The organism is Viridibacillus sp. NPDC093762, from assembly GCF_050279675.1.
Lineage (GTDB): Bacteria > Bacillota > Bacilli > Bacillales_A > Planococcaceae > Viridibacillus.
This window is the reverse complement of sequence record NZ_JBNNUK010000037.1, coordinates 1-11,568: the sequence shown is the minus strand read 5'-3', so window position 1 is coordinate 11,568 and position 11,568 is coordinate 1. Positions and strand designations below refer to the sequence as shown.

At 32.8% G+C, this 11,568-nt stretch carries 16 protein-coding genes; 7 read left to right on the top strand and 9 right to left on the bottom strand.

All coding sequences use genetic code 11. The features are described from left to right. Positions 1–196 (top strand): IS3 family transposase (locus tag ACQKM9_RS21370; RefSeq protein ID WP_427736477.1); only part of this gene is annotated, 196 nt, incomplete at its 5' end. Between the two features lie 66 nt (positions 197–262). Here ACQKM9_RS21370 and ACQKM9_RS21365 read toward each other — a convergent pair. From ACQKM9_RS21365 to ACQKM9_RS21350, 4 genes are all read right to left on the bottom strand, one after another. Next, on the bottom strand, positions 263–568 hold the full coding sequence (locus tag ACQKM9_RS21365) for a hypothetical protein (RefSeq protein ID WP_427736475.1): 306 nt from the start codon (positions 566–568) through the stop codon (positions 263–265). Positions 569–869: 301 nt separating this feature from the next. Then, positions 870–1,043: a hypothetical protein gene (locus ACQKM9_RS21360; RefSeq protein WP_427736473.1), complete on the bottom strand. Its 174-nt coding sequence runs from the start codon at positions 1,041–1,043 to the stop codon at positions 870–872. A 451-nt stretch (positions 1,044–1,494) separates the two neighbouring features. Continuing rightward, positions 1,495–1,782, bottom strand: coding sequence for a hypothetical protein (locus tag ACQKM9_RS21355; protein ID WP_427736471.1), 288 nt, complete (start codon positions 1,780–1,782; stop codon positions 1,495–1,497). Positions 1,783–1,854: 72 nt separating this feature from the next. Next, positions 1,855–2,157 (bottom strand): hypothetical protein, encoded by a 303-nt coding sequence (locus ACQKM9_RS21350; protein ID WP_427736469.1) that lies wholly within the window; start codon positions 2,155–2,157, stop codon positions 1,855–1,857. A gap of 852 nt (positions 2,158–3,009) precedes the next feature. Here ACQKM9_RS21350 and ACQKM9_RS21345 point away from each other — a divergent pair. Together ACQKM9_RS21345 and ACQKM9_RS21340 are read left to right on the top strand one after the other, a co-directional pair. Beyond that, positions 3,010–3,285, top strand: coding sequence for a translation initiation factor 2 (locus ACQKM9_RS21345; protein ID WP_427736467.1), 276 nt, complete (start codon positions 3,010–3,012; stop codon positions 3,283–3,285). A 428-nt stretch (positions 3,286–3,713) separates the two neighbouring features. Then, complete coding sequence (locus tag ACQKM9_RS21340; RefSeq protein ID WP_427736465.1) at positions 3,714–3,935, top strand: hypothetical protein; 222 nt, start codon at positions 3,714–3,716, stop codon at positions 3,933–3,935. A 227-nt stretch (positions 3,936–4,162) separates the two neighbouring features. Here the strand turns inward: ACQKM9_RS21340 and ACQKM9_RS21335 are convergent, their stop codons facing one another. The 3 genes from ACQKM9_RS21335 to ACQKM9_RS21325 all read right to left on the bottom strand — a co-directional run bounded on the left by ACQKM9_RS21335 (position 4,163) and on the right by ACQKM9_RS21325 (position 5,903). Continuing rightward, positions 4,163–4,528 carry a hypothetical protein gene (locus ACQKM9_RS21335; protein ID WP_427736463.1) on the bottom strand — a complete coding sequence of 122 codons (366 nt, stop codon included), beginning with the start codon at positions 4,526–4,528 and terminating at the stop codon, positions 4,163–4,165. After that, positions 4,525–4,749, bottom strand: coding sequence for a transcriptional regulator (locus ACQKM9_RS21330; RefSeq protein WP_427736461.1), 225 nt, complete (start codon positions 4,747–4,749; stop codon positions 4,525–4,527). The genes ACQKM9_RS21335 and ACQKM9_RS21330 overlap by 4 nt, the downstream gene beginning before the upstream one ends. A 326-nt stretch (positions 4,750–5,075) precedes the next feature. Continuing rightward, positions 5,076–5,903, bottom strand: a complete 828-nt coding sequence (locus tag ACQKM9_RS21325) for a DNA alkylation repair protein (protein ID WP_427736459.1) — start codon at positions 5,901–5,903, stop codon at positions 5,076–5,078. 279 nt (positions 5,904–6,182) lie between these two features. On the opposite strand from ACQKM9_RS21325, the gene ACQKM9_RS21320 reads away from it, so the two are divergent. Then, on the top strand, positions 6,183–6,719 hold the full coding sequence (locus ACQKM9_RS21320; RefSeq protein ID WP_427736457.1) for a GNAT family N-acetyltransferase: 537 nt from the start codon (positions 6,183–6,185) through the stop codon (positions 6,717–6,719). 538 nt (positions 6,720–7,257) lie between these two features. After that, positions 7,258–7,545: a transposase gene (locus tag ACQKM9_RS21315; protein ID WP_427736455.1), complete on the top strand. Its 288-nt coding sequence runs from the start codon at positions 7,258–7,260 to the stop codon at positions 7,543–7,545. A 237-nt stretch (positions 7,546–7,782) separates the two neighbouring features. On the opposite strand, the gene ACQKM9_RS21310 is transcribed toward ACQKM9_RS21315, so the two are convergent. Next, positions 7,783–8,388 (bottom strand): histidine phosphatase family protein, encoded by a 606-nt coding sequence (locus ACQKM9_RS21310; RefSeq protein ID WP_427736453.1) that lies wholly within the window; start codon positions 8,386–8,388, stop codon positions 7,783–7,785. Positions 8,389–8,712: 324 nt separating this feature from the next. Between ACQKM9_RS21310 and ACQKM9_RS21305 the strand changes: the two genes are divergently transcribed. Continuing rightward, a complete protein-coding gene (locus ACQKM9_RS21305; protein ID WP_427736451.1) occupies positions 8,713–9,246 on the top strand; it encodes a GNAT family N-acetyltransferase in 534 nt (177 codons plus the stop codon). A 117-nt stretch (positions 9,247–9,363) separates the two neighbouring features. Here ACQKM9_RS21305 and ACQKM9_RS21300 read toward each other — a convergent pair whose 3' ends face one another. Next, on the bottom strand, positions 9,364–10,194 hold the full coding sequence (locus ACQKM9_RS21300; protein ID WP_427736449.1) for a hypothetical protein: 831 nt from the start codon (positions 10,192–10,194) through the stop codon (positions 9,364–9,366). A 300-nt stretch (positions 10,195–10,494) separates the two neighbouring features. Here ACQKM9_RS21300 and ACQKM9_RS21295 point away from each other — a divergent pair, with 300 nt between their 5' ends. Further along, complete coding sequence (locus ACQKM9_RS21295) at positions 10,495–11,448, top strand: alpha/beta hydrolase (RefSeq protein ID WP_427736447.1); 954 nt, start codon at positions 10,495–10,497, stop codon at positions 11,446–11,448. Positions 11,449–11,568 lie beyond the last annotated feature (120 nt).

The following is an 11,568-nucleotide window of genomic DNA, read 5'->3' as shown; positions in this document are numbered from 1 at the left end:
CCGTAAGGGTAATTGTTTGGACAACGCAGTCATCGAAAACTTCTTTGGCTTATTAAAATCTGAACTCTTGTACCTACAAGAATTTGAATCCATGACGCATTTTGAACAGGAGCTCGCAGATTATATTCACTATTACAATCACAAACGAATGAAGGAAAAATTAAAAGACCTAAGCCCTGTGGAATACCGATCTTAGGTCCTAGAAGCTGCTTAGCTAAATATGTCTAATTTTCTTGGGTCAGTTCAAAGATGCTAAATTTTTCTATAGCAGTTTATAAATCGCTTTGATTTCCTCAGTATATTCACTGCTATACTCATTGTTAGAATCATTTATATTCTCAAAGAGAAGTGAATCGCCGTTTTCGAAAGTAACACTCAATGATGTTGATTGATGCGGATAATCACTTAGAATAAGTTCTTTTTTTATTACTTTACTTGTTATATTTTCGCATTTGAATCCTACTTCGAGGATATTTACTTTTGTTATGCCCTCTTCCCAAATAAATATCAATTGCTCTTGCTCATCGTTAAAAAGGTTTCTATGATAAAAATATTCTAACTTATCCAATATATAAGTTTCTGCAATAAATTCTATAACTTTAAATACTTTCTGTATCCATAATATTTTCTTTCACTTACCATTTGTTTAAAATGATTATACTCTGACAGCTTTTCCATATTTCTCACCTCCTACAACTACTATAATTAATCATATAAAGTAAGTATATTGCATATTTGACATTTAATATATTCCGCTCTCACGCAAACGAACGCCATCCAATAAGGGGTTTGGGTTTGGGTTTGGGTCAGCTAGGCATTTGTTTGTGTCAGAGCAAAAGAAAAAACACCCCTAAGGATGTTTAAACTCATCAACCTTTATCTTCTAAATTTTCTAGAAATGCTATAGCGAACTCATCGTAATTTATTAATCCTTTATCATGTAGAAGTCCCGCTAATGATGTTACTGCTGAAAATACTACTGGGATGCCCCCTTTTTCTTCTACAGCCTTATAAAGTAAATCATGCATTTGTTGATCTTCCATTTCCATCACCTCCCACAACAATTATAAGTTGTAGAAGACTGCAAGTCTGTAACTCGAATATGATAAAACTATCAATTTACACTCATTCACACGAACAATACGGATAACCCCAACACAAGCGTATATGGTCCGTATCATTCGTTTGAATCAACGTAATTTAAAAATGGACAGAGTCCAAAGTGAATTTCCTAACCTATGATGTACTCCATCTTAGCGAAGTATAAGTTTAGGAATTTATCTTCTTAGGTCGATCTGTTTTCCATTCATTTAGGTTAAAGGTTAAAGGAGAGGATTAATGGTAGGCGTAGTTTAGAGATGCACCCTCTATTATCTCCCCTCATATAGGCAGAGTTCGTAAGACAACGTAAGGCAAAAAAATTTCATGAAACTTGCTCATTCACCTTACTTCTAGCTCTCCTAATATACGATTGAACCATGTCCTTACTGACTTTTAGTTCATCGGCAATCTTTTGAAAACTTTTTTTCTGAACTTTGTTGATACAGTACTTAAAATAAAAGCTAATAATAATTTAGGCAAAAAAGACAGTGGATTAATACTTATTATGGAATTATCAGTTCCACTACTACTTTCCTCAAAGACTGCTGATAGAGAAATCAACCCACGAATATCTAACAATTCCATATGCTTCGTTAAAAGGTCGAGCGCCATTATCTTGTGAGCTAATTTATTAAATATAGCGTCACATCCTTGTCTTATTTCGAATTCCTCGTTAACCATTGTTCTTAACACTTCTCGAATTTACCATTATGTCAAAGCAAAATAAAAAGCACCCCTAAGGATGCTTCAGTTTTAGAAAGAATCATTTTCTAGCCAAACACCATTTTCATCTGTTGGATCATAAGACGAAACTATTTGTAATTTTGCATTCATAATCGCTATTTTTTCAGAAGGATAATTTGATAAAGATGCAATATATGATTCTGCTTGTTTACTGCCTTGATAGTAATGGCTGTTTACAAATTGGAAATGTCCATGTGCATCTCTAGTGATTCTTATTTTAATTTTCTGATTACCCATTTTAACGATAAATTGTCTAACAACTTCTTCGACACTCTCAAATGCTGCATCTTCTAAATAATCTATATCTAACATGATATTCGCCCCCCACACCAATTATAATTGGTAATAGACTACAAGTCTGTGATGTAAATCACAACACTAAACCAACAATACTGATCATCCTAATCAATGATATACGGTCCGTATCATTCACTTGAATCAACTTAATCAATAAATAGACAGAAAAAAGCCCTATCCGATTATGGATAAGGCCATAATTGATTTAATTTAATAAACTAAACATTACATATGTAAATCGATTAACCCCCCTTTTGCATCATGTTTAAACGGCGATTTATTGATTATTATCAACTGGTCATGGTACATCTACGGTTGTTGGATTTCCTACTTAATCGATTCCTTCTTTCAATGGCCTTGATGAGCTAGGCATTCATTTGTGTCAGAGTAAAAAAGCCACATCAGTTAGATATGACTTTATTAATTAAAACAACTTTTGTTCAATCATTGTAATTTCTTGTTGTAGTTTTATCTTTTCTTCTCTTATCTTTGATAGTTCAGTTACTTATTCAGTATCAAAAAAACTCTAATTCTTTTTTAGCTAGCTCAATCAATTTTCGAGATTTCTTAGTATACTCATCTGACAATTCTTTATTTATACTTTTCCCCATAAGCCCCAGACTCTATTAGCACTTATTATAGCTCACTTGGGAATATCTGTAATTATTACTTGTAGCCTATTTATAATGACTAAACTATCATATTTGGTGACCATCAATCACTAGTATTTACTGTTAACTCCTTAGTTTCCTCAGTGTTTCAATAAATTTCTGAAGTAAGATTTTGACACATTAATACTCCTTCATAAAAAAATACATGTAGCATAAATTAGTTATGATATGAAATTGATTACTGGAGGCTAACAGTTTGAATAAAAATCAAAAGAACTTAGGTCAAGATAATCAAAACCAACTAGAAATTCAGGCTGCGGAATTAGCTGTTGTTGGTGCAGCAATAACTACACTCGGTGACACAATATCCACTATTTCAGCAATACTTGCATTAGAGGCAGAACGACAAGAAATAAATAACGATAAAAAGGATAAGGAAGATAATAAAAATATGCAAAAACAGATTGATTATTTAACCTCTGAATTAGAAAAACTAAAGGATCAAGTTAATAAACAGAAACCCTATAGATAATAGTTTGAATAATTACTCCGTGTAAGGTTGAAAGAATAATTCTTTTCATTTTAGTTTAACGGGCTTTGTAGTTGTGGTGCTTAACGATAGTAATCAAATTCTATTTTTGAATATAACTGAATTATAGCGGAACTTTTACCCCGCATTCTTCTATATTTTCGTTAAATTTCAGTTGTTATACTGCACCTCTTGTAGTTCAGCCATACTAATATGAAATTTCTCAACCTCAGCTTTTTCGATTGCTTTCTTTCTCTTGCAAACAGACAGAACCAATTTCATTCTCTTTTTTTCTTCAACTTCAAAGGACTGTTACATATAGTACATAGCTTCATAGCAAACCTCCAATGCATCCCTTTTATAAAACCCTAAAACGTACAGACACCTATTAACTCAAAAAAACATATACTGTGCAAAAAGGATTGATAATTATGCCTTGGCATTATAAAATTGGGTACTTAATAGGCCAACCAGTTGGAATCTCATTCACAAATGGTCAAGGGACTTCAGGTATTTTGTGTGGTGTATCAGGCGGAAAACTTCTTGTAACTGAATACCTATATCAAGCACAATTCGCCCTCAAACAATACGACTTCCACATGATCCGCGATATCAATGGATTTCCACCTTGTCATAACCAACATTTATATTAATAAAGCATCCTAATTAGGATGTTTTTTCGTTTATAGTTGAACATAGAAGGGATGGTGCCAAAATGTTAATTTATGCCCACAAATAAACGAACATTCAATAAGTATTAGTTAGACACTTTCTTTTACCACAATAAAAAGCACCCCGAAGGATGCCGAATTTTTCACTGTAATTAGAGTTTTATTATATAGTTACCTTTTTTTATTACATTTCGGCACAGTTAAGTAACTCAACTAAGTTGCCCTTTATATTCCAATCCAAGTCTTTTCTTTACTTCTTCATTTACTTGATTTCTTAAAGCTACTTTAGAGTAACGTAATTCCTTATCATTTCCTCGAGTCTTAACAGTATAAGCGACAAAATATTCGTCAATCTCCTTTGTACCTTCCAATACCTTCATGCCATGCATCCCCAATGTTCGGCTCACATCTCTTAGATCTTTCGTTAAATTTTTTAACTCTTGATCAATCCACGCTTTAAAAGCAAAATTTGTTTTTAAAGAATCCATATGTTTTTTATCACGCTCTAAAGTGCGTAGTGTCAGTTCTAATATGATTGCATTATGAATATGAATTTGTGGGTCTTGATGAATCATACAACAACATTCTCTTTTCGAATTATTACTGGACTAATAGCAAGAACATTTTCTATGATGAACGTTCTTTTTGCATGTTTTACAAAGCAATAAGCTTGGAAAATTCCATCGGTCATAATAATGATTTTCACACGCCTTTTAGTTATTTCCCCACCTTTCGACATATATATTAAATCAATAATTTGATTGCGCTGCATGGCTTTGATTAGCTGCTCTTTCACTATGTTCACTCCTTTTTCATTATTATACAGAACATTTGTTCCTATTTCAAATAAAAAAATAACCAGTTAACTTTTAATTGCTAACTGGTCTGACTATGTATTACTTTTCTACTGCAAATATCCGCTCTATATTTGCTAATTCCACTTTTGAATTGTTTCCCCTATCAAGTCACCTGCTTCTAAAAGAATTGAAAGGTGAATTTCATTTTTTATTATCTGACTGATTGGTTGAGCAATTCTGAGTAAGTAAGTTGTTTAACCGGGACAAATAGAGCAAACTTCTTATCTACTTTAGCATATTGAGTTGAAAGCATATGATTTCCAATTTAATTATCCTTCATTATTGTTCTCTTGGCTTTTTTAATAATTCTACTCGTTGCCCTAGTATCTGAATCTTTCTCCCACTTTTCGCACAGGTTTATTACCCATTGTGGTTGGGTTTTGCTAGCATCATTTAACCAGTTTCCAACAGAATCTTGAACATACTTAGACGAATCTGATTTGAGTAAATTAAGAATGGGTAGAGCTTGTTGAGGTTCTTGTTTTAGTGTTTCAATGTGCTTTGTCCATACACCACGTGGACGAATAGATTCTACTGAGAATCTGCGAATATTCTCATCATCACTTTTTGCCCATTCTTCTAACAAATTCACACTCATCTCTATATTTTCCGAAAGGTTTTCTCGAATAGACATCCAGGCAATTTCCCGAACACCAAAATGAGGATCTGCTGCGAATGGCTCAATATACTTTAACTTCCCTTCTAATGAGTCATTAGAATTTTCATTCATAAATGCTGCCCAACATCTTACACTATCTGACATATGAACGGCGCATTTCATTATGATTTCTTCCCTTTTTCTATCTACTTTTCCTTCCATCACTTTATCTAGCAAAGCTCCAGTCATACGTATTGCTTTCATGCCAGAATAAGCTTCTTGCTGCTCTAATTCAGATATGACAAATTCTACTTTATCCTCTAAACCAATCGTTGGTAAAATACTCTTTACTAATGAACTATGATTAATAGAAAGCCATTCAGTTAAATTTACACTCTCTATTTCTCCATTATTAAGTAATTCTAAAACTTCATTGGGGATTTCACTAGCTTTTCTGGCCCCTTTTCTGTTTAAAATATCTTCACTGACAGGCATATAACACCCTCCTTTTTTATTAAAATATACCTCCGATGTATAAATGGGGTAATTTTTATTCAACAATATTATTGTAAACTAAACTATTCAAAGAAATCTTGTAACCATAAATATTAATTCGGAAATATTTCGACAAATAGACTATTGTAGTAAAATGGGAGAGATTATTAACAATGTTTTGTTAAAAGAATACATATTAATTATAACAGGTGACGTATTAGACTAACACAATGAAACAATCACTTAAATAAATCGACAATTAGAAAAAGGTGAATAATGATGATATATCATAAAGATAATAGTGTTCTTATTCGTTCCATGATGAAAAGCGATGTAGAAAAGTTTGTCAATTCGTTCGCAGAGCAAAATTGGGAGAAACCCTCTGAATTATTTAATACCTATTTCAGTCAGCAGGAGAAGAATGAAAGGTCTGTAATAGTTGCTGAAGTAAACAATGAAGTTGCTGGATACATTACAATACTTCCAATCACCGAAGTTGGTCCCTTTGCATTTAAAAACATACCGGAAATCGTTGACCTAAATGTACTTATTAAATTTCAGAATCAAGGTGTAGGCAACAAAATAATGGATGTAGTAGAGAGACTTGCCAAGGAGAAAACCAACTTTGTTTCGCTAGCGGTTGGATTGCATTATGGATATGGTTCTGCTCAACGAATGTATGTAAAACGAGGGTATATACCTGATGGTTCTGGCGTTTGGTATAAGGAAAAACAATTAGAACAATATACAAAATGTGAAAATGATGATGATTTAGTTCTGTATTTCCTTAAAGATTTTAAGGAAATACGTTATTGAATATTCTAAAATCCATCTTTTTGAAACGAAACAAACTAAGCATTTTAAATAAGTCTATCACCAAATTGGCATGCAATCTGTTACAACAGTGTTCACAATTATAGGCGCTTGTAGCATTACTCTAATACTTGTTTTCCAATGGATGCGTGCAAATAAAAAATAAGCAACAGCGAAGATATACTGAATGTATAGTTTAATCTGATTCAAATTGTAAGTGATCTATTCTCCCCTGTTTAATACAGACCCATTAATAAAGGCCAATGCGCAATTAAACCCTAATTATTACTGCATCCTTCGGGGTGCTATTATTTTTCCCTAGCTTAAGCAAAAAAATAAGTTGTGCTCTTTACTGTGAATTTGCAATTACAGATTAGCTTATCGACTATAATTCCGCCTCCAAGAAAAGTTGCATTTCATAAATACTATTAGATTCATCCATCAATCCATACTTCTTAAAAGAAAAATTATCATTTTGTTTATCCACCATTCTTTAAGGTAATAATTAATTGACTATAGCCTTAATTAAAGGAGTGGGATTATGAAGATTTTATTAGTCCTGTCTAGCATAGTTTTCCCTATTATTATGGTCTATCTTCAAAATAAAAATAAGATTTTCTTAATGATTTTTAATATGATCGCTGTTATTTCAACCCTTATTTTTGGAAGTATTGCATCCACATCCATTTACCAAATCATCGTTGACAATGCTGTTTTTATGACTGCAATCCACAAGGTTTTTCTCAACCCTCTCTTCTTGATTACTGGGGCATACCTTGGCATATACATCTTATATAGATTAATGATTATTACATTGGATGAAAGATAATATCTTCATCCTTTTTCGTTCGTTTATTTGAATGAAGCTATATTTCTTATCTATCTCTAATACATTCTATTCAAGCATCCTTTGATAAACAAAATCTTACTGTTTGGTTTTTATATTTTTTGAGCCATAGCAAATCGGAAAAGAGAGAAAATATTAATTCCCTCTCTTTTCTATTCGTAAACAAAAAAACTGACAAAAACTCGTCAGCTCTTCATACTACTATTTGTATTAACCATTTTATTTTAAATTGTTTAGATGGTCTAGTCTATTTGAAAACACGATATGCCTTTGATTATCTTGAATGGTCCATTCGTGTAAGCTAGTGTCTCCACAATGAAAAATTACATTTGTATCAAATGGTAGCTTTAAAAATGATTGATATAGTTTGTTTATCATTCCACCATGACTAACAATCGCAATGGTTGCATCATCTGGATGTTCAGAAATGATTTTAGATAGTATCTTTTCCGCTCTGTATCTAAAATCTAATATGGACTCTTGTTCATAAACAGCATCATGAGGTGCTAGATCTATAACTAAAGGATACCTTTCTTCCGCTTCTTCTCTTGACAACCCAGCTATCAGCCCATTATTCCATTCCATTAAATCTTCATCAAACTCGATTTCAATTTGCTGTTTATTGCCCAATAATAAGGCTGTTTGAGTCGCTCTTTTCAGAGTGCTACTATAAATTTTATCTAATTTATAATGATTGTTTACCCATTCTGATAAAAGGATCACTTGTTGTTGTCCAACTTCTGTCAGTTTAAAATCTGCTCTTCCTTCATGTACGTTCAGAATATCTGCTTCTGATTCTCCATGTCGAATAATCAATAGTCTCATATTTTATTCCTCCAATATAGTTGTTTAAAAAGATTAAATCGGATATAAAAGTTAACTGTAATTCCCTTTTATCTTACACTTATTCATATATGAAAATACATACAATTATGGAGTAATTAATTATATTTATCCAATTAAGAAACAATTGTTTTTTTACGTTACCAAAGGTTGAAGTTACCATTATTATTAATTTAAAGGATTTTAGAAATATTTGTTGAATAAGAACCTGTTATACATTAAAACTTGATACGGATTTGTATTAGCCTTATGGGAATATTGAAGATGATAGAAAAAATTTAAATAAAGAATAAGGGGTGTAATAGGATGTTTCCAATATTAGAGACAGAAAGATTACTATTAAGAGAAATAACTATGGATGATACAGAAGATATTTTCGCATATTTTTCGAATGACAGTGTTACTCGTTATTATGGCCAAGATACTTTAAAAGATATAAAACAAGCAGAAAAATTCATCGACCTTTTTTCAAAAAACTATGCAGAAAAAAGAGGCATACGATGGGGCATTCAAAGAAAAGGATTCAAGGGCATAATTGGAACAATTGGCTTTCATGCTTGGTCACCTAATCATAAACGAGCAGAAATAGGGTATGAAATTCATCCAGACCATTGGAGAAATGGCTATGCTTTAGAAGCGGTATCTAAAATTCTTTCTTACGGTTTTGATGATATGGAGTTAACACGTATAGGGGCTATAGTATTTGTTGATAATGTGGCCTCAAGTAAGTTACTTACTAAAGTTGGGTTTCAAAAAGAAGGCGTTCTTCGCGACTATATGTACCAAGATGGTAAAGCTCACAATACATTTATTTACTCATTACTTAAAAAACAAAAATAAATAGTGTTATTTAAGTATTGGCGACTTTATTAAAATATTAGGTCTCTATATGCCATAAAAAAGAGTTGATTCTCCTCATGGTAGAATCAGCTCTATGCTTTTATTTCTTATAATGATTTAATTTTCGAAAGAAGTCGCAATTGCTAAAGCTTTCATAGGATCTTTTACATGATCGATAGTATATACGATTTTTTCTTTTTGCCAAGTAATTCTGTTACCTGAGCGCTCTACGTCAAGGTGAACGAGTCCATTTGGTTTCGGGATTGGGAGTGTGTTAGTTTCTAAGAATTTTGTTGCTTCTTTCGCTAATTTTACACCTTGCGCCCCTTTCGTTGTTAGCGAGCGTGTATTAAGTGCCCATCTTCCTTCATTCCAACTTGTAAATACTGAACCAGCTCCAGCATCCTGATATCCTGTAATGCCGAAACCCAGATCCACTTCTTGTCCTCCGAACTTGCTATAATCTTCAAATGCAATTTGTTCACTCGATTGTGTTAAATTAGCGTACTTTTTAACGTTTAATCGAGCAATCACGGTTGCTTTGTGTTTATTTTTTAACGCCTTATTATTAATAGCTATCGGCTTATCACTTTCCATAAATACCACTTCATAATTACTAGCTGATGATTTTGTTGTTGCTGTTAAATGCTTTCCTTTAGATAAGGGTAATTTGCTTGGTAATATTTTAGATAAATCCGTTTTCAACTGTGTTTTGATTGCCTTCAATACTTCATCTTCAGTTAGAACATTATTCGTTTTGACAACTTCATTTTCTGCAGTATCATTTTGTTCAATTTCACCATTATTGTTCTTATCCTTTACCTCTTGAACTTGCGTTTTGCTTACACTATTCTCATCATTTGTCATTACTTCTGCCTTATCATTAGAGCAGGCAAATAGTAAATTGATAATAACAAGCAGAGATGATACTTTTCCTATTGCTTTCATTATTATCTTCCTCCCTTTAACGGATAAACTACCCCTTTTAGATGGTTTACCCTCAATTTCAACAACATAAACTTGTCGAGTTTTTGTCGCTTTCTAATGTATGAGAGCTATTTCTATTTTAGCATTATCTAATAAATTTTCGTTGTTTAGCTAGAATTGGCGAGTTGGTATGTCATTTCCTTATTCAAATGTTATAGACCTAAATTACTCAAATATTAAAATAAAATGATTGATAGAATAAAGTATTGATATTTTTCATATTAATCTATATCTCTCATTTATAGGAAGGGGCATTTTAATATGGCATTGAAGCCAGAGGTAAAATTATTGCTAGAACAATTAGAACAACCAGGTACATCACCAATGCACGAATTAAGTCCAGAAGAAGCACGAAACGGTATTGCTATAGAAGAATTAGCAGGTGAGCGTGTAGAGTTAGATAGTGTTGTCAATCGAGCTCTAGACACGAATGTTGGAGAAGTTCCTGTTCGAATATATACACCAATAAAAAGCATCGATGCACTACCTGTCTTTGTTTATTACCATGGTGGGGGATGGGTCATTGGCAACCTTGACTCAGTGGATAATCCTTGTCGCCAAATTGCTTCCGAGTTGCAATGTGTTGTCGTATCAGTTGACTACCGATTAGCGCCAGAAAATAAGTTTCCAGCAGCAATTGATGATAGCTATGCGGTAATCGAATGGTTAATAGATCATGCAAAAGAGTTAAACATAGATGCTTCTAGAATTGCAGTTGGTGGTGATAGTGCTGGGGGTAATATCGCAGCTGTTGTATCAATGAAAGCGCGGGATCTTGGTGTCAACAATATCATTCAACAAGTATTGGTATATCCTGTAACAGATTATAACTTAAAAACTGCTTCTTATTTGGATTACGCTGATGGATACTTCTTAACAAAAGACACAATGCAATGGTTTTGGAACCATTATTTAAATAGTGATAGTGATGGAGAAAGTCCTTACGTCTCTCCACTAAAAGCAACTAATTTAAAGGACTTACCACCTGCATTAGTTATTACCGCTGAATATGATCCTTTAAGAGATGAAGGTGAAGCTTATGCAAAAAAATTGCAAGAAGCGAACATCGCTGTTCAACTGAAACGTTACGATGGTGTCATTCATGGTTTCTTTTGGATGGCTGGTCTGCTTGAAGAAGGTGCAGATGCTATTAAACTTGTATCAAGTACACTTAGTAAAGCATTTGAAAATACAACAAAAGATAGCTTAATATAATCAATCTAAAAAACAGGAGTTAAGCATATTGAACTGACCCAAGAAAGTTAGACATATTTATTTAAGCAGCTTCTAAGACCTGAGTTCGGTATTCCACCGGGCTTAGGTCTTTTAATTTTT